The 17,485-nt window shown below is 63.7% G+C and carries 20 protein-coding genes; 12 read left to right on the forward strand and 8 right to left on the reverse strand.

From position 1 onward, the window contains the following. Positions 1-175: 175 nt before the first annotated feature. The gene (locus ACLFLU_RS05050) at positions 176-1,192 is read right to left on the reverse strand and encodes a TRAP transporter substrate-binding protein (RefSeq protein WP_426411234.1); all 1,017 of its coding nucleotides are present in this window, start codon (positions 1,190-1,192) and stop codon (positions 176-178) included. Between the two features lie 252 nt (positions 1,193-1,444). Here ACLFLU_RS05050 and pobA point away from each other — a divergent pair, with 252 nt between their 5' ends. After that, the gene (pobA, locus tag ACLFLU_RS05055; protein WP_426411235.1) at positions 1,445-2,614 is read left to right on the forward strand and encodes a 4-hydroxybenzoate 3-monooxygenase; all 1,170 of its coding nucleotides are present in this window, start codon (positions 1,445-1,447) and stop codon (positions 2,612-2,614) included. 215 nt (positions 2,615-2,829) lie between these two features. After that, positions 2,830-3,249 (forward strand): PaaI family thioesterase, encoded by a 420-nt coding sequence (locus tag ACLFLU_RS05060; protein WP_426411236.1) that lies wholly within the window; start codon positions 2,830-2,832, stop codon positions 3,247-3,249. Positions 3,250-3,401: 152 nt separating this feature from the next. Here ACLFLU_RS05060 and ACLFLU_RS05065 read toward each other — a convergent pair whose 3' ends face one another. Next, positions 3,402-4,286 carry a LysR family transcriptional regulator gene (locus ACLFLU_RS05065; protein ID WP_426411237.1) on the reverse strand — a complete coding sequence of 295 codons (885 nt, stop codon included), beginning with the start codon at positions 4,284-4,286 and terminating at the stop codon, positions 3,402-3,404. Between the two features lie 123 nt (positions 4,287-4,409). Between ACLFLU_RS05065 and ACLFLU_RS05070 the strand changes: the two genes are divergently transcribed. Then, positions 4,410-5,039, forward strand: coding sequence for a pyridoxamine 5'-phosphate oxidase family protein (locus ACLFLU_RS05070; RefSeq protein WP_426411238.1), 630 nt, complete (start codon positions 4,410-4,412; stop codon positions 5,037-5,039). On the opposite strand, the gene ACLFLU_RS05075 is transcribed toward ACLFLU_RS05070, so the two are convergent. Together ACLFLU_RS05075 and ACLFLU_RS05080 are read right to left on the reverse strand one after the other, a co-directional pair. Continuing rightward, the gene (locus ACLFLU_RS05075; protein WP_426411239.1) at positions 5,036-6,121 is read right to left on the reverse strand and encodes an AbrB family transcriptional regulator; all 1,086 of its coding nucleotides are present in this window, start codon (positions 6,119-6,121) and stop codon (positions 5,036-5,038) included. The two genes, ACLFLU_RS05070 and ACLFLU_RS05075, sit on opposite strands and share 4 nt — an antisense overlap. A gap of 100 nt (positions 6,122-6,221) precedes the next feature. Further along, a complete protein-coding gene (locus ACLFLU_RS05080; RefSeq protein ID WP_426411240.1) occupies positions 6,222-6,503 on the reverse strand; it encodes a PsiF family protein in 282 nt (93 codons plus the stop codon). 187 nt (positions 6,504-6,690) lie between these two features. On the opposite strand from ACLFLU_RS05080, the gene ACLFLU_RS05085 reads away from it, so the two are divergent. Beyond that, positions 6,691-7,197, forward strand: coding sequence for a hypothetical protein (locus tag ACLFLU_RS05085; RefSeq protein ID WP_426411241.1), 507 nt, complete (start codon positions 6,691-6,693; stop codon positions 7,195-7,197). 46 nt (positions 7,198-7,243) lie between these two features. Here ACLFLU_RS05085 and ACLFLU_RS05090 read toward each other — a convergent pair whose 3' ends face one another. Continuing rightward, positions 7,244-7,792: a TetR/AcrR family transcriptional regulator gene (locus tag ACLFLU_RS05090; protein ID WP_426411242.1), complete on the reverse strand. Its 549-nt coding sequence runs from the start codon at positions 7,790-7,792 to the stop codon at positions 7,244-7,246. 98 nt (positions 7,793-7,890) lie between these two features. Between ACLFLU_RS05090 and ACLFLU_RS05095 the strand changes: the two genes are divergently transcribed. The 4 genes from ACLFLU_RS05095 (at position 7,891) to ACLFLU_RS05110 (ending at position 10,250) form a co-directional block, all read left to right on the forward strand. Beyond that, positions 7,891-8,346 (forward strand): PaaI family thioesterase, encoded by a 456-nt coding sequence (locus ACLFLU_RS05095; protein WP_426411243.1) that lies wholly within the window; start codon positions 7,891-7,893, stop codon positions 8,344-8,346. A 42-nt stretch (positions 8,347-8,388) separates the two neighbouring features. Next, a complete protein-coding gene (locus tag ACLFLU_RS05100; RefSeq protein ID WP_426411244.1) occupies positions 8,389-8,772 on the forward strand; it encodes a CidA/LrgA family protein in 384 nt (127 codons plus the stop codon). Beyond that, on the forward strand, positions 8,769-9,491 hold the full coding sequence (locus ACLFLU_RS05105; RefSeq protein ID WP_426411245.1) for an LrgB family protein: 723 nt from the start codon (positions 8,769-8,771) through the stop codon (positions 9,489-9,491). Before ACLFLU_RS05100 ends, ACLFLU_RS05105 begins: the two co-directional genes overlap by 4 nt. An 87-nt stretch (positions 9,492-9,578) precedes the next feature. Further along, a complete protein-coding gene (locus ACLFLU_RS05110) occupies positions 9,579-10,250 on the forward strand; it encodes a DsbA family protein (protein WP_426411246.1) in 672 nt (223 codons plus the stop codon). A gap of 81 nt (positions 10,251-10,331) precedes the next feature. On the opposite strand, the gene ACLFLU_RS05115 is transcribed toward ACLFLU_RS05110, so the two are convergent. Continuing rightward, positions 10,332-10,538 carry a hypothetical protein gene (locus ACLFLU_RS05115; protein WP_045005422.1) on the reverse strand — a complete coding sequence of 69 codons (207 nt, stop codon included), beginning with the start codon at positions 10,536-10,538 and terminating at the stop codon, positions 10,332-10,334. A gap of 132 nt (positions 10,539-10,670) precedes the next feature. Here ACLFLU_RS05115 and ACLFLU_RS05120 point away from each other — a divergent pair, with 132 nt between their 5' ends. Together ACLFLU_RS05120 and ACLFLU_RS05125 are read left to right on the forward strand one after the other, a co-directional pair. Continuing rightward, a complete protein-coding gene (locus tag ACLFLU_RS05120) occupies positions 10,671-10,985 on the forward strand; it encodes a hypothetical protein (protein ID WP_426411247.1) in 315 nt (104 codons plus the stop codon). Beyond that, the gene (locus ACLFLU_RS05125; protein ID WP_426411248.1) at positions 10,969-11,625 is read left to right on the forward strand and encodes a nucleotidyl transferase AbiEii/AbiGii toxin family protein; all 657 of its coding nucleotides are present in this window, start codon (positions 10,969-10,971) and stop codon (positions 11,623-11,625) included. The genes ACLFLU_RS05120 and ACLFLU_RS05125 overlap by 17 nt, the downstream gene beginning before the upstream one ends. Before the next feature lie 6 nt (positions 11,626-11,631). On the opposite strand, the gene ACLFLU_RS05130 is transcribed toward ACLFLU_RS05125, so the two are convergent. Both ACLFLU_RS05130 and ACLFLU_RS05135 read right to left on the reverse strand, forming a co-directional pair. Beyond that, positions 11,632-12,702, reverse strand: coding sequence for a phospholipase (locus tag ACLFLU_RS05130; protein ID WP_426411249.1), 1,071 nt, complete (start codon positions 12,700-12,702; stop codon positions 11,632-11,634). Positions 12,703-12,721: 19 nt separating this feature from the next. Further along, on the reverse strand, positions 12,722-13,711 hold the full coding sequence (locus tag ACLFLU_RS05135; protein ID WP_426411250.1) for a S1C family serine protease: 990 nt from the start codon (positions 13,709-13,711) through the stop codon (positions 12,722-12,724). 286 nt (positions 13,712-13,997) lie between these two features. On the opposite strand from ACLFLU_RS05135, the gene ACLFLU_RS05140 reads away from it, so the two are divergent. Then, complete coding sequence (locus tag ACLFLU_RS05140; protein WP_426411251.1) at positions 13,998-15,416, forward strand: M20 family metallopeptidase; 1,419 nt, start codon at positions 13,998-14,000, stop codon at positions 15,414-15,416. Positions 15,417-15,676: 260 nt separating this feature from the next. After that, complete coding sequence (locus ACLFLU_RS05145; RefSeq protein ID WP_426411252.1) at positions 15,677-17,467, forward strand: peptide ABC transporter substrate-binding protein; 1,791 nt, start codon at positions 15,677-15,679, stop codon at positions 17,465-17,467. The last annotated feature ends 18 nt before the right edge of the window (positions 17,468-17,485 follow it).

The raw sequence follows: 17,485 nt of genomic DNA on the forward strand, positions 1-17,485 counted from the left end.
GCACTCCGCCTCTCCCCGCGTGCGGGGAGAGGCCGCATCGCATCGGAGATGTGATGCGGGTGAGGGGGGACTCTCCGCGAGTCCATCTGTCACTATTTTTGCGGAAGCAGCCCCTCACCCCAACCCTCTCCCTGTAAGAACGGGGAGAGGGGGAGAGACCCGCCGCGTCTTGATGTCACTCCGCCAGCGCGTTGTATTTCTTCAACGACGCCTTCAAATCCGCGAGCGCGGTGTCGGGATCGGCGCCGGCCTTCTTGGCGCCGTCACCCCAGGTCTTGACCAGGGGTTCGGCCGCCTTCTTCCAGGCGGCGGTCTGGTCCGGTGTCAGCTTGTAGACCTCGTGGCCTTCTTCCGCCTTCACCTTGTCGATGCCGGCATCCTCGAACTTGCCCCAATGCTCGCCAACGACGCCCGCCATCTCGGTCGAGCAGTTCTTGTCGATCGCGGCCTTCTGCTTGTCGGACATTGAGTCGTACTTGTCCTTGTTCATCACGAACACGAAGGTCGTCGTGTAGAGCGGGGCCTCCATATGGTACTTCGTGACCTTGTCGATGCCGAACAGCACCAGCGAGCCCCAGGGAAAGGTGACGCCGTCGGCGACGCCGCGCTCGATGATGTCGCGCACTTCCGGTGCGGACGACTGCACATTGGTGCCGCCGAGCGCGGTGACGAAGGTCGCCATGGTGGCGTGGGCCGGGCGGATCTTCATGCCCTTCACGTCCTCGGGCATCACGATCTTCTTGGTGCGGGAGTGGAAGGAGGAGGGCGAGTGGACGAAGGCGAGACAATATTTGACGTCCTTCATCTCCTTCTCGGCATATTTGCGGTACCAGGCGTCCAGCCCCATCGAGCCGCCCTTGGCGTCGGAGATCAGGAACGGCAATTCGCCGGCACCGATAATCGGAAAGCGGCCGGGCTGGTAGCCGGGATTGACGTAAGTGACGTCGGCAATGCCGTCGCGCGCCATGTCGTAATGGTCAAAAGCCTTGCCGAGTTGCTGAGCCGGAAACACCTTGCCCGTGATGGTGCCGCCGGAATCCTTGTTCACCGCGGCCACCCAGTCTTCCAGAGATTTCTGCAGCGGATGCGACGCCGGCACCCAATGTGAGACTTTCAGGTCAAAAGTCTTGTCCTGCGCGAATGCAGGCGTCACGCTTGCTGCCAGCAGCAAAGCCAGACAGGCTTTCCTCATCTCGTATCTCTCCCTCTTTATGACGGCGGGCTTCGACGGCCCGGTCTCGTTAGTTAACATGTTATCTAATTGGCCGGCGCGTTCAAGCCGGAACTGCTGCGTCATCTACGTCAGCGATGTTGCATGGATTTGTCGCGTTGCGGCGACGCGCACTCCCCTTTTGCCCAACCGTTATATGTTATAATTATCCTGCGCAGATCGACGCGACAAGCGCGCCGCGGCGAAAGCCTACAGGATCGGGAGGAGCAAGTATTGCGGACAAAAGTCGCAATCATCGGAGCCGGGCCGGCAGGATTGTTGCTTGGGCAACTTCTGCACAAATACGGCATCGACAATTTCATTCTTGAGCGGCAGAGCCCGGATTACGTGCTGGGCCGCATCCGCGCCGGCCTCCTGGAGGAGGGAACGGTCGGGCTGCTCGACCAGATCGGCGCCGGCGCGCGCGCGCATGCGGAAGGCCTGCTGCATGAAGGCATCGAGCTCGCCTTCGCCGGCCGCCGTCATCGCATCGACATGAAGGCCGCGACCGGCAAGACGGTCATGATCTATGGCCAGACCGAGGTCACGCTCGACCTGATGAACGCGCGGAAAGCCGCCGGCCTCACCACCGTCTACGAAGCCAAGGATGTGCAGCCGCATGATTTCGATGGCGGTCACCCGCGCGTAACCTGGGTCAAGAACGGCGTCACCCACACGCTCGATTGCGACTTCATCGCCGGCTGCGACGGCTTTCACGGCGTCAGCCGCGCCAGCGTCCCGGCATCGGCGATCGAGGAGTTCGAGCGGGTCTATCCGTTCGGCTGGCTCGGCATTTTGTCCGAGACGCCGCCGGTCAGCCACGAGCTGATCTATTCCAACCATGCACGGGGCTTTGCGCTCTGCACCATGCGCTCGGCGAAGCGCAGCCGGCATTACGTGCAGTGCTCGCTCGACGACCATGTCGATCAGTGGCCGGACGACCGCTTCTGGGACGAATTGAAGCGCCGGCTCGACCAGGAGGCCGCCGACAGTCTCATCACCGGCCCCTCGATCGAGAAGAGCATCGCACCCTTGCGCAGCTTCGTCGCCGAGCCGATGCGCTTCGGCAAGATGTTCCTGTGCGGCGATGCCGCTCACATCGTGCCGCCGACCGGGGCCAAGGGGCTGAACCTGGCCGCAAGCGACGCCCATTATCTGTCGAGCGCGCTCCGCGAATTCTACGACGAGAAATCCAGCGCCGGCATCGATGCGTATTCCGCCAAGGCGCTTGCGCGGGTCTGGAAGGCCGTGCGCTTCTCCTGGTGGATGACTTCGATGCTGCATAAATTCCCTGATAACGGCAGCATCGGCGCGCGCATCCAGATCGCCGAGTTGGACTACGTCACGCAGTCGCAGGCTGCGATGACGTCGCTGTCGGAGAATTATGTGGGCTTGCCGTTTTAGTCGGGGCCATCGCCACATACTCCGTCATTGCGAGCGAAGCTATCCAGACTGTCTCCGTGGAAGGATTCTGGATTGCTTCGTCGCTTCGCTGCTCGCAATGACGGGAGTGCCCGTTTCAAACACCCGCGCAAATCACGTTTAAAACTTTGTAGGCGGTGAAACTGTCATCCACATCGCGTTCAATGCTGGTAACCCAACCGCGACGCGAGACACGCATGACCGACACCGCCATCCCTGACGGCTTCGAGCCGCTTTCCCGTAAGAGCCCGCTCACCGAACCCTGGGAGCCGATCTACGCAAGGAAAACTGAGAGGGCCGTCATCATTGGTCTGCGGCTGGCACGGCCGCACACCAATGGCCGCGGCCTGATCCATGGCGGCCTGATCACGGCGCTCGCCGACAATGCCATGGGCTATAGCTGCGCGCAGGCGACGAACTGGACCACGTCGTTCGTGACGGTCTCGCTGTCGATCGATTTCGTCGGCTCAGCCGAGATCGGCCAATGGTGTTCGATCGAGAGCGATGTGATCAAGACCGGCAAGACGATCTGCTTCGCGCAGAGCCTGATCAAGGCAGACGGCGTCGTGATCGCGCGGGCCAGCGGCACGTTCCGGGTGGTGCCCAAGAAAGGCTAACGCTCTCTCGTGCCCCGGACGCAGCGCAGCGCTTCTTCAGCGGTGCGCTGCAAAGCCGGGGCCCATCCATCCGCAGCTTTCGGTGTGGCCTCCTGGGTCCCGGCTCTGCGGAGCAGTACTTCGTGCCGCACCGCGTCCGGGACACGAGAGCTTCACCCAAACCTCCAATCCGCCGTCTCCACCACGAGATCGATGAATGCGCGCACCTTGGCCGAGAGCAGGCGCGAGGTCGGATAGACGATATGGATCGGCAGCGCCGGCTGCTCGTATTTCGCCAGCAGGATTTTCAGCCGCCCGCGCTTCAGGCCTTCGGCGGCCTGATAGGCCAGCACGCGCGTGATGCCGCCGCCGGCCTCGGCATATTGCAGGGCGGCGTCGGCGCTGTTGCTGGTGAATCGGGGAGACGGCATCACCTCGATCTCGTGCCCCTCGCGGAGGAAGCGCCAACTGGTCGTGGGGCCAAACGCGATCGTCTGATGTTCAGTCAGCTCTTCCGGCGTCCTCGGTTCGCTATGGCGCTTCAGATAGCCGGGCGCGGCCACCGTGATCCGCCGCATCTCGCCGACCTGACGTGCGACCAGGGAGGAATCGGCGAGATGACCGATCCGTACCGCGGCATCGACAGCGTCCTCCACGAGGTTGACGAGATTGTCCGACAGCCTGAGTTCGCAGGCGACCTCGGGATAGCGCTTGAGATAGTCGGTCATGACCGGGCCGACATGCAGCCGGCCGAAGCCGACCGGGGCCGACACCACGAGACGTCCGCTCGGGCGGTTGCGCTCCTCCCGCGCCGAGCCATCGGCCTCCTCGACGTCGGCGAGGATCCGCCGGGCGCGTTCCAGATAGCGCGTGCCGACGTCGGTCAATCTCACCTGCCGCGTGGTCCGCTGCAGCAGCCGTGCACCGAGATGCTCCTCAAGTGCCGCAATCAGCCGCGTCACCGCCGATGGCGACAGCCGCAGCTTGCGCGCCGCCGGCGCAAAGCCGCGCAGGTCGGCGACGGTGACGAAGACATGCATGGCTTCGAGGCGGTCCATGAGCATTATTGCATATATTGCAACGATGAAGTGTCAAGCAGGCTGATTGTTTTGATCCCCGGAGGAGCCATTTTGGTCCCCGAAAGACGCAGAGATGCACCGGAATCTTCAGGAGATGTTCCGATGACGGCAGTTCACACCTATGCCAGTGACGTGGCCTTTACCCCGGCCGTAAAGTCGATCCAGACCCGCAAGGGCTCGCGCGAGGCCTATGCCCGTGCTGAGCAGCACGGCTGGCGCACCGAGGTCGACGAGAAGCTGGCTGGCTTCCTGGCGGAGGCCAACAGCTTCTACTTCTCCACCGCCTCGGCCGATGGCCAGCCCTATATCCAGCACCGCGGCGGCCCGAAGGGGTTTCTGAGGGTGTTGGACAAGCAGACGCTCGCCTTCGCCGACTATGCCGGCAACCAGCAATATCTGACTCAGGGCAATCTCTCGGAGAATCCCAAGGCCTACATTTTCATCATGGACTACGCCCATCGCCGCCGGGTGAAGATCTGGGGCGAGGCGCGGGTGGTCGAGAACGACGATGCGCTGACGGACGCGCTGATGCCGAAAGGCTATCGCGCCCGGCCCGAGCAGGTGATCGTGTTCAAGATAGCGGCCTGGGACACCAACTGTCCGCAGCACATTCCGCAGAAGTTCGACGCCGCGGATGTGGCGGCGGCGTTGGCTGCGAGGGACCAGCGGATTGCGGAGCTCGAAGCGCAGGTCGCGGCGCTGAAGGGGCAGGCGACGGCAGAGCAGAGCTAATCGTCAACGTCGTCCTGCGTGCGGCCGAACAGATGCACGATGCCCGGCGTTGCGATCGTCACGAACACGAAGCGCGAGAGGTGATGGGCGCCGACGAAGATCGGATCGATGTGCAGCGTGAGCGCCAGCGCCAGCATCGCGTCCATCGCGCCGGGCGCAAAGGCCACCACGACGTCGGAGAACTTCACCTGCGTGGTGAGCGCGACGATGCCGACGAAAATGGCGGAGACGGCGATCGCCACGGCGAACGAGCCCAGGGCGGCGTTGATATGGCCGGCGAGTGTCTTGATTCGCATCCGGGCAAAACGGCTGCCGATCAGCGCGCCGATGCCGACCAGCGCGACGCCGCGCACCCAGTTCGGCAGGCCGCCTTCGACCCAGCCCGCGCCGTGAAGCACGCTGGAGGCGATCATCGCGCCGAACATCCAGCTCGCCGGAAACTTGATCAGCCGCAGCACGAGCGACGCCGCCAGCGAAGCGGCGACCAGCTCAACAAGATCGAGCGGTGAGGCAATCGCCGTCGTCAGCGACGGTGCCACGGAGGGGGCGACGCCCGCGACCGCCAGCACCATCGGCAGTGCCGCCGTGAGGATGATCACGCGCATGGTCTGCACCACCGCGATGCCCGGCAGGTCGGCGCCGCGCTCAACCGCCAGGATCGTTATCTGCGACAGCGCGCCGGGGCTGCCGGCGAGGAAGGCCGAGGTGCGGTCCCAGCCATGGATCCGCTGGAGGTAGTAGCTCGAGCCGAAGGTCGAACAGAAAGTCGCGAGAGCCAAGAGCCCGATGGTGAGCGGGTAGGCGCTGACCTGCTGGATCAGATGGCGCGAAACCACGGAGCCCAGCGAAATGCCGAGCAGCACCAGCACCGTCTGGGTCAGGAGCGGCGGCACCGAGAGTTGGCGTCCGGCAATCGCGGCGATTCCGACCGCAATCATCGATCCCGAGATCAATCCGCCCGGAAGGCCTGCGGCGAGGAACGCAAGTCCACCGGCCGCGCCGATGACGAGCGTTTCCACGGTGCTCAAAACCTTGGCACGGCTCGGCCATTCGAACGGGAGGGAGGCGGCGATTTGCTTCACGCCGCCTTATCGCAAATCGGCGAGAGACGCACAATTGCAGGCTCGTCATGCCGCAATGCGTGCGCCTCTCGTCAACGACGAGGGGAGGATTGTGACGGATTTACTTCTTGTCGGCGGCAGGCGCGGGCGCAGGCATAGCGCCGCCCTTGGCGGTCTTGATGCAGTCGGAGCGGAATTTCTTGCGCTCCTTGCCATGCAGGCCCTTGGCGTCTGCCTGCTTGGAGCATTCGAGCGACTCGGCCGAGTGCTCCTTCGGCGCCTTCTTGTCGGTGGTGGCGGCAGCATCGGTCTTGGCGGCCGGCGCGGCGGTCTGCGCGAAGGCGGTGCCGGTGGCGAACAGGGAGGCGATCGCGACGACGGCGAGACGGGAGGCGAGGGTCATGATGTGGCTCTTCTTGCGAGAGTTGCGGAGGGGCGCGAACGTCGGCCCGCCTTGCTGAACGCCACATGAATAATCCTGAACGGCGCGATCACTATATTTTAGCGCCAGGTAGCATCACTTCCTTGTCGGATGTCCCCAGCACGCTAGGATAGCAGTCCTCGTTTTGCTTCTCTGAGGGAGACCAAGGATGACCATTCAAGCCAAATTGTTGTGTGCAGTTGCGGTGTCGGGATTCGCCGCACTGATGGTTACTGCGCCGGCGCAGGCGCTGACCTCGCAAGAGTGCAGCGCGAAATACCAGGCCGCCAAGAAGGACGGCTCGCTCGGCACCATGAAGTGGAATGACTTCCGCAAGGCCCAGTGCGGCGCCGATGCAACGCCCGCCGCCGCGCCGACCGCGGCCGCCCCAGCTGCCCCTCCGCCTGCTGCCGAGCCCAAGCAGGCCAAGAAGGAGGCGGCCCCCGCAGCCGCCCCGGCGTCGACAATGCCGACCATGCCGATGGGCAACGCTGTCTTCCCGAACGCGGTCGACGCGAAATATGCCAAGGAGAGCGCCGGCAAGGCTCGCCTCCATACCTGCGTCGATCAGTACAACGCCAACAAGACCACCAACGGCAATGGCGGCATGAAGTGGATCGAGAAGGGCGGCGGCTATTACAGCGAATGCAACAAGAAGCTGAAGGGCGCCGCCTGAGCTTCGAAATGATGCGATGGCCGGAGCCGAGCTCCGGCCATTTTGCTTAGTCCAACAGTTTCTCGGCCGATTTCGCCACGAGCTGCGACCGCTTGCGCGGGCCGCGCTCGACGAACAAGAGACTCTGGCCGAAAATGAAGCAATAGAACAGGAAGGCCTGCGCCTCGGCCTCCTCGGTCTCGAGGCCGGTCGCGCGATAGAGCCCGGCAACGTGCTTGAGCCGCGCCGCATCCACGCTCGCCACCGTGGCAGCGGCGCCCTCGTCGGAACGGGCCCACTGCCGGATCGCGAGCTCGATCGCCATGCCCTCCGGATTGAGCCGCTCGGAATAGATCTGGATTAACGCCCTCAGCCGCTCGCGGGGCTCTTGCCCGTCGAGGCTGGTCTGCTGTGCGATTGATGCCGAGCGCCCCTCGCGCCAGTGCACCAGCATGGCCTCGAGTAGCGCGGCGCGGTCGGCGAAGCGCCGGTAGAAGCCGCCCTTGGTGACGCCCAAATTCTTGGCGAGCACCTCGACCCGCACCCCCTCGACACCTGCGCGGGCAAGCTCGCTAAACCCTGCCTCGACCCAGACATCGCCCTTGCCGTCGTTCATGAAGGAAGCCTCACCGGTTCTTGATACGGTGCCGTATTGCTAACGCGGGAAGGAGTTGATACGCTACTGTATCAAAAATCATGGGGCAGGAAATTGCAATGGCTGCGTTCGAGCCGAAAAACCCTGGCTATCGTGCGGCGGCCATCGCGATGTTCGAGCGCCAGCCGGCGATGCGCACGCTTGGCATCGTGATCGTCGGCCTCGCGCCGGGCGAGGTCGAGCTGGCGATGCTGCATTCACCTGAACTCACGCAGCAGAACGGTTTTGTCCATGCCGGCATCATCACCGCCGGGCTCGACAATTCCTGCGGCGTCGCCGCCTTCACGCTGATGCCGTCCGAGGCCGATATCCTCACGGTCGAGTTCAAGACCACGCTGCTCGCCCCCGCCCGCGGCGAGCGTTTTGTGTTCAAGGCCGAGGTGGTCAAGCCTGGCCGTACGTTGACATTCTGCGAGGCCAAGGCGTTTGCCGAGCACCAGGGCAAAACCACGCTGATCGCAACGATGACCGGCACGCTGATGGCGATGCTGCCCCGCGTTGCGGCCCCCGCCTAGCGCGCCAATTGACAAGCCCGGCGACGCATCCCTTGATGCGTCATGCTTGCGAGTCTCAGCCTCATCCTGCTCTGCCAATTGATCGGCGAGGCCGTGGTCCACGGCCTCGGCCTGCCGCTGCCGGGACCCGTGCTCGGCCTGCTGCTGCTTCTGATCCTGCTGCTTGCTCGCGACCGCTTTGCGTTGCTCGCGCGCGGACCGCTGCGAAACGACGGCGTTGAGACCGCCAGCAAGGGCCTGCTGGCTCATCTGTCGCTACTGTTCGTGCCTGCCGGCGTCGGCGTCGTGCAAGAACTCGACCTGCTTGCATCCCACGGCATCGCCATCGTCCTGGTGCTCGCGCTCTCAGTGGTCCTCACCTTGCTCGTGACCGTCCTGACCTTCCGTCTGATCAGCCGCCTGTTGAGGCAGCAGGACGCCCAATGAAGGACAACCCGTTCTCGCTCTGGGTCTATCTCTCGCAATCGCCGCTGCTCTGGTTGACGGTGACGCTGTCGGTCTATGCGGCCACGGATGCGGTGTCGCTGGCGACGCGGCGGCATCCGCTTGCCAATCCCGTGCTGCATGCGATGTGGATCATCGGCGTGTTCCTGCTCGCGACAGGTACGTCCTACACCACCTATTTCGCCGGCGCGCAGTTCGTGCACTTCCTGCTCGGGCCCGCCACCGTCGCACTCGCCGTGCCGCTCTACGAGAACCGCAAGCGGGTGGTTAGTTCCATCGTGCCAATGCTGGTGGCGCTGGTCGCGGGCTCAGCCACTGCGGTGGTGTCGGTCGTGCTGCTGGCCCAGCTTGCCGGCCTGCCGCGCGACGTGGTGCTGTCGCTGGCGCCGAAATCGGTCACGGCCGGTGTTGCGATGGGCATCGCCGAATCCCTGCACGCGGATCCTTCGCTGGCGGCGGTTGCGGTGATCCTCACCGGCATCATGGGCGCGATCATCGTCACACCGCTGATGAACCGCACCGGCGTGACCGATTTCCGCGCCCGCGGCTTTGCTGCCGGCCTTGCCGCGCACGGCATCGGGACGGCTCGCGCGTTCCAGGTCGACGAGATCGCCGGTGTCTTCTCCGGCATCGCCATGAGCCTCAACGCTCTGGTGACCTCGTTCCTGGTCCCTTTGGTGGCCACGCTGCTGGTGCGATGACATCGCCCCCGCAACACTCTATATGGGGCGTAACACTTCCCGGTGCTGAGCCGTAATTGCGGTGATGGGACCGAAACGGGACAAGATATGACTGGATTCAGGACTAGGGGCCTTAATGGTCGCCTCGGGCCGACGCGCCGCGCGGCGCTGACGTTGATCGGGGCAGGCGTCTTCGCGGCTGGCGGTATGACCTTGGCGCGCGCAGCCACCGGTGATGACGAAGTGCTCACCGAAGCCAAGGTGCTGCGCGATCCCGATGTCCCCGTTGCCGGCAATCCCGATGGCAACATCAGCATCATCGAGTGGTCCGACTACAATTGTCCCTATTGCCGCAAGCTTGAACCCGAGCTGCGCCAGGTCATCCAGGACGACGGCAAGGTCAGGCTGGTTTTGAAAGACTGGCCGATCCTCGGGCCCGTCTCGGTGACGGCCGCCCGGATCGCGCTCGCCGCGAAATACCAGGACAAGTACCATAAGGCCCACGACGCCATGATGGGCGTCAGCTCGCGCCTGACCGAGTCGCGCGTCAACGAGCTGCTCGCGGCTGCCGGCGTCGACATGGACCGTCTCAAGAGCGACCTCACCGCGCACGCCAAGGACATCGACGGTATCCTCAAGCGCAACAACGAGCAGGCAGAAGCCTTCGGCTTCCGCGGCACGCCGTCCTTCATCGTCGGCAAGTACCGCGTGCCTGGCGTGCTCAGCATGGCCGAGTTCGAACAGGTCATCGCGGATGCCCGCAAGGCCAAGATGAACTGAACTACGCGCTGCGCTGAGCAGCCACGACAAAGGCGCCGCCGCGGATGCGACGGCGCCTTGTCCATGTCTGGTCGATCGCAGTTACTTGGACGAGATCCGGACCCAGTCCTTGTGCGCGCGGTCCTGCAGCGCATTCCAGTCGGCCTTCGCGACATCCCAGTTCACGATGGTGCGATTGGCAGTCGCGACCTCGCCATTGGCGACGGACGACGTCTGCATGGAGTCATAGACATACACGCCGCAGCCGAGCAGCAGCGCACCCAAAATCATTCCGAAAAACGTCTGCATCGCGAACCTCCGGTGACGGGCGGATAACGTCGGCTGCCAAGGACGGTTCCGCTCGCAGTTGAGAGGTTAATTTGGACCGGATCGGCCCCATGATCGTGGATAAAGGCAGGTAGACGCGGTATACTCAAACGGATGACAAACGCCGCCGCCCAAAGCCTGATCGACGAGCTCGGCCGCAAATATTTCTGGTGGCGGCCGGTCGACGGTAGTCCGTTTTCCAAAGGTCGCGTCATTGCGCAAATCATGAACCTCGGGACGTATGATGACATTCTCCAGTTGGAGGCTGTGTTAGGGGAGGCGTACCTCGTCGACGTCATGTTGCACGCCGAGCCGGGCTGGTTCAGCGATCGCTCCTGGGAATTTTGGCGCGGGCGCCTTTCCTACGCGACGGGGGTGGTGTTGGCGGAGAAGGCTCCGCGAAGGGCGTTCGATGCCGCGACGCTTTGAGCCGAAACGGTCGATCCTGCCTGCCGCTCAGCGCGAAATTTGGCCCTTACTTGCTCCCGCCCCGCGCCTGCAGTTCGTCCTCTACGGCGGAACGGCGGTTGCGCTTCAACTCGGACATCGAGAGTCGCTCGATTTCGATTTCTTTTGCTCAGCTCCGCTCGACAAAGAGCAGATCCGGACTGAGTTCGGCTTCATCAAAAGCGCAGCTGTCCTTCAGGATGCGCCTAATACATTGGTGGTCTTGGCAGACATGCCTTCGGGCTCGGTGAAGGTCTCTTTCTTCGGTCGTATCGGGTTCGGGCGGGTCAATGATCCGACGCAGACGACCGATGGGATAATCCTCGTGGCGTCGCTCGAAGATTTGCTGGCCACTAAACTCAAGGCCACGCTCGATCGCGCCGAGGCCAAAGACTATCGGGACATCGCCGAGATGATTTCGTCGGGCATCGCGCTGCCACGCGGGCTTGCAGCTTTCAAGGAAATGTTTGACGGGGAGCCCGCGCAGGCGCTCCGCGCGATAGGCTTCTTTGAGGATGGAGATCTTCGCAGCCTGAGTGCTGCCGATCGTCAGATACTGCGAGAGGCGCGAGATCGGGTTGGTCACCTGCCGGACGTGTCACTGAAGTCTGGCCTCTTGTGACGGCGCTCATCCCTCATTCAGCCATTGCAGCAGCTCCGCGTTGATCTCGTGCGGATAAGTGTGGCTGAGATCGTCGATCTCGCGGTAGGTCACGTCGGCGCCGGCGGCGGTAAGTGCCGCTTGGGTCTGCCGTGCGGTCTGCACCGGAAACATCCAGTCGAGCTTGCCGTGGGTGATGAAGATCGGCAGGCGCTGCAGGCGCGTGGCGTCGGCCATCTCCGCCATCAGCGGATGGAAGGTCGCGGACACCGGGGCGAGATGAGTGAAGGGTGAGGCGCCGTCGAGCCCGCTGACGTAGCAGAACGTGCCGCCGTCGCTCATGCCGGTCAGCAGCATCCGTGAGGTATCGATCGACCAGCGGCCGCGCACGGTTTCGAGGATCCGCATCAGGTTGGGCGTGTCGGTGTCGTCGCCCATCAGCGCCCAGGTCTGTCCGGTCGCGGTCGGCGCCACCAGGATCGCGCCAAGGCTGCGGGCATCGCGCAGCCAGCCCCACAGAAAGCCACGTCCGTTGCCGCTGCCGCCATGCAGCGCCGTCACCAGAGGCCAGCTGCGATCGGGCGTGTAATATTCGGGAACATAGACCGAGAAGCCACCGCGGCTGCCGGGCTCGTTGTGATCGTGGAAGATGCCGGTGTCCTCGCTGGCGCCGACTTCCAGACGCGCCAGCAGCTCACCATTCTCGCGATTGGCGGTGTTGAGGAAGAAGTTGCTCACCGGTGGAAATTGCACCGACAGCGGATACAGCGCCTCCTGTGCGCGCGGCAGATGGCGCAGCGCGCGGAACACCGCAACGAGATCGCCGTTGCCGCGCTCGACGTCGCGGATGCCGGCAAAGGCGGCGAGCGTCTCGTTGCAGGCGCGATCGAGCCGCTCGCGCAGTTCGACGAATTGCTCAGGCCATGCGCCGATCGCTGCATGTGCCGCCTGTAGCGCATCGTCCGGCGCGCCGATGGCGTTCATCACCGTGGCAAAGGCAGGCGGATGCAAATGCCGGGCGAAGAAGCCGAGCGCCTCGAGCGCATTGAGCAATGGTGGCAGCACGGCCACGATGTCGTCGACGACGGCCTCGGTCATTGCTGCTCCTCTGCCTGGATCAGTGCAGCTTCGGCGCTTTCAGGAGCTTGAAGCGGTCGGTCGATGTCACCGTGACGTCGAAGGTGACGCCTTCATGATGCGCGGTGCCTTGATGATGCACGGTGAGAGGCACGTCGACGCCGGCGGCGCCGAGGGCCCACATCTTCTTGTAGAACGCCGTCTGGCTCGTGACCTTGTCGCCATCCACGGCAAGAATGACGTCGCCGGTCTTGAGCTCCGCGCGCGCGGCGGGACCGTTGGCGGAGATCCCGATCACCACGACGCGGTTGTCGATCTCGGTCGAATAGAGTCCGAGCCACGGGCGTGCCGGCTTGTTGACGCGGCCGAACTTGCGGAGGTCGTCGAGGATCGGCTTCAACAGATCGATCGGTACGATCATGTTGACATGCTCGGCCTTGTCGTCGCGTTCTCGCTCGAGCTGGAGCGAGCCGATGCCGATCAGTTCGCCGCGCTCGTTGATCAGTCCGGTTCCGCCCCAATTCGGATGGGCGGGATAGGTGAACAATGCCTCGTCGAGCAGATACTCCCAGTAACCGGCGAATTCCTGCTTGGCGACAATCTGGCTCGCGACCGATCGCGTGCGGCCCCCGGCGCCACCGACCACGACGCGGTCGCCGAGCCGGGTCTTCGCCGACGAGCCGAGCGGCAGCGGCTCGATGTCGAGCCGGCCGAGCGCCTGCACCAGGCCGAAGCCGGTGACGGCATCGAAGCCGAGCACATGTCCCTCCACCACGCGCCCGTCGCCGAGGTGAAGCCAGACAGATTCCGCTTCGGTAATGAGATAGCCGATGGTGAGCACCAGCCCGTCGTCGATGACGACGCCGTTGCCGGCGCGCTCGGTGCCTAGCGTTTCGGCGCTGAAGGCGTCCGGCGGGATGATGGCGTGCAGGCCGACGACGGAGGCGAGGGCACGGTCGAGATCGAACCCGTAATCGCTCGCACGCGGCTGATTGGCCGGCGGCACTCTCCATTCGGTCAAGGCGGGCATGGAGTTCTCCTGGCTGAGAGCATCGCTCCGCTGTGGTTGCGGAACGACGCGCGAAGCAAGCATAATTTAGGCCGGAGGAGCCCGACTTGAAAGACTTGACCGCAACTATTCCAGATGTCGCGCCGCCGATTTCCGAAGATGACAGGAATTGTTCGCCTAAATTCGGTCGGCAGCCGCCCAATCCGGCATCGTTCGCATGGCTGGTGTCCTGCGAGGTGCTAGGCGGGGTTCAATGAAGCTGCTAACCATTGCCGCTTCGTTTGACCAAGAGATCACGGACCAAATCATGGACAATCGCAGCGACATCTGGCGTGGCATCGACACGATCAAGGGACGTTTCATCGACCTTAGCGACAAGGTCTGGGGCATGCCCGAAGTCTGCTACACCGAGGCGCGTTCCGCCGCCGAGCATCTCGCCGAGCTGCGCCATCAGGGTTTCCGCATCACCGAGAAAGTGGCGGGAATTCCGACCGCGGTGATGGGCGAATGGGGCGAGGGCGGTCCAGTCATCGCCTTCATGGGTGAATATGACGCGCTGCCGGGCCTGAGCCAGGAGGCTGGCGTGGCCGAGCACCGTCCGGTCGAGACCGGCGGTCACGGCCATGGTTGCGGTCACAATCTGCTCGGTTCCGCGGCGCTGCTCGCCGCCACGGCCGTCAAGGATTGGCTCGCCGAGAACAAGGTCCCCGGCCGCGTGCGCTATTACGGCTGCCCGGCGGAAGAGGGCGGCGCGGCCAAGGCCTTCATGGTGCGCTCCGGCGCGTTCGAGGACGCCGATATCGCCATCACCTGGCATCCGAGCAGTTTCTGGGAAGTCGCGGTGACGCCGTCGCTTGCCAACACCCGCGCCGACTTCATCTTCACCGGCCGCACCTCGCATGCGGCGGCTTCGCCCCATCTCGGCCGCTCCGCGCTCGACGCGGTCGAGCTGATGAATGTCGGCGTGAACTACATGCGTGAGCACATGCCGAGCGATGCGCGCGTGCATTACGCGCTGCTCGACACCGGCGGCATTGCGCCCAATGTGGTGCAGGCCCATGCCCGCGTGCGCTATTCCATTCGCGCCCGTGATCTCCCCGGCATGAACGAGCTGGTCGGGCGCGTCAGCAAGATCGCAGACGGCGCGGCGCTGATGACCGAGACCAAGGTGGAGATGAAGATCATCTCCGCGGTCTCCAACATCCTGCCGAACACGCCGCTGGAGCAGGCGCTGCATCGGGTCATGGAAGAGCTCGGACCGCCGCATTTCGACGACGCCGACAAGGGCTTTGCCAGCCAGATCCGCGCGACCCTGACCGACAAGGACATCGCATCGGTCTACTACGCGATCGGCATGGAGCCGACCGATCGGCCGCTGGCCGACTTCCTGGTCCCGCTCGATGCCAAGCGTAACCCGCTGGTGGGTTCGACCGACGTGGGCGATGTGAGCTGGGTGGTGCCGACCGTGCAGGTTCACGCACCGACGGTTGCAATCGGCACGCCTTTCCACACCTGGCAGGTGGTGGCGCAGGGTAAGAGCCCGCATGCCCATAAGGCGATGGTGCAGGCGGCCAAGGCCATGGCCGGCCTTGGCATCAAGGCCTTGACAGAACCGGAACTGATCAAGGCTGCGAAGGCCGATCTCACGAAGCGGACAACCAGGACGCCTTATGTCTGCCCGCTGCCGGACCACGTCGCGCCGCCGCTCAATATGTCCGTGGCGTAGAATTCCGTCTCGATACTTCGTCTGATCTGGCGAACAAATTTTTCGCAGTGCAACTTGGTTTCCGGCGGATTTTGACGCGGGAATGCCGAACCGTTGGGCTGCGGAAGGAAGTTTTGCTCAACCGGCAGCCAGAACACCGTTTGCACACACACGGTCGCAGTTGACGCGCGGCCTATTCAGTGTGCCATCTACCGCCAGCCAATCTCGGCGGCCGGGCTGCGGCCGCCTGCATCCATACGGGAACCAGACGGGGGACAACCATGCTGGACAAAGAACTGCGTTCGATGATCGGTGATGTGAAGGACGGGCGGATGGATCGCCGCGCCTTCATCCAGCGCCTGGCTGCCGTCGGCCTTACCGCTCCCATGGCGAACCAGATCCTTGCCATCGGCGGCGTCGCCATGGCGCAGAGCCCGAACCCCTATCCTCCGACCAAGCGCGGCGGCGGCGGCCCGCTCAAGCTGCTGTGGTGGCAAGGACCGACGCTGCTCAATCCGCATTTCGCCACCGGCACCAAGGATCAGGACGGCTCGCGCATCTTCTACGAGCCGCTCGCGAGCTGGGACGTCAACGGCCATCTCAATCCGATCCTCGCCGCTGAAATCCCGTCGATCCAGAACGGCGGCCTCGCGGCAGACGCCAAATCGGTCATTTGGAAACTCAAGCCCGGCGTCAAATGGCACGACGGCAAGCCGGTTACCGCCGACGATCTCGTCTTCAACTGGGAATATGCCAGCGACCCCGCCACGGCATGCGTCTCGATCAGCACCTATAGCGGCCTCACCGTCGAGAAGGTCGACGACCTGACCATCCGCATCAAGTTCAACGACCCGACCCCGTTCTGGGCAAATGCCTTTGTCGGGGCCTACGGCTGCATCATCCCGAAGCATCTGTTCGCCGAATACAAGGGTGGCAAGTCTCGCGAGGCTCCGAACAACCTGAAGCCGGTCGGCACCGGCCCCTACAAATTCGTCGAGTTCAAGCCGGGCGACCTGGTGCGCGGTGAGATCAATCCCGACTACCACATGGCCAACCGCCCGTTCTTCGACAGCATTGAAATGAAGGGTGGCGGCGACGCGGTCTCGGCGGCGCGCGCCGTGATCCAGACCGGCGAATATGATTTCGCCTGGAACATGCAGGTGGAGGACGAAGTTCTGCTGCGCCTGGAGAAGGGCGGCAAGGGCAAGACCCTGTACGCCGTCGGCGGCGACATCGAGTTCATCGCCGTCAATTTTACCGATCCCAACACCGAGATCGACGGCGAACGGTCCTCATTGAAGACCAAGCATCCGATCCTGTCGGACCCCAAGGTGCGCCAGGCGCTCGCGCTGCTGGTTGATCGCGATTCGGTCAAGAAAGCAATCTACGGCCGCGCCGGCCGCACCACCGCGAACTACCTCAATGGCCCCGAGGAGTTCGTGTCCAAGAACACCAAATGGGAATTCAGCGTCGAGAAGGCCAGCGCACTGCTCGATGAGGCCGGATGGAAAACCGGCGCCGACGGCGTCCGCGAGAAGGACGGCAAGAAGCTGAAGCTCCTGTTCCAGACCTCGATCAACGGCCCGCGCCAGAAGACCCAGGCGATCATCAAGCAGGCCTGCCAGAAGGCCGGCATCGACGTCGAGCTGAAATCGGTCGTGGCTTCGGTGTTCTTCTCCTCCGACGTTGCCAATCCCGATACTTATTCCAAGTTCTTCGCCGACATCGAGATGTTCCAGATTCCGATGACGCAGCCGGATCCGGCCCTCCATATGCGCCGCTACCATTCGCGCAACGTCGCCACCAAGGAGAACAAGTGGCAGGGGCCGAACTTCCCGCGCTGGATCAACAAGGACTTCGACGCGGCGATCGACGCCGCCGAGACGGAGACCGATCCGGTCAAGCGGGCAAGCCTTTACATCAAGTGCAACGATTTGATGTGGCAGGATACGGTCTTCATTCCCGTGATGCACCGTCTCGCAGTGGAAGCAAGTGCCAACACGCTTCGGCCGGCGCTGTCAGGCTGGGCCAACCAGACCGACAATCTGCAGGACTGGTACCGAGAGGGCTGAGCGCGGGCGTCTAGGCGG

The organism is Bradyrhizobium ganzhouense (assembly GCF_049949285.1).
Taxonomy (GTDB): domain Bacteria; phylum Pseudomonadota; class Alphaproteobacteria; order Rhizobiales; family Xanthobacteraceae; genus Bradyrhizobium; species Bradyrhizobium ganzhouense.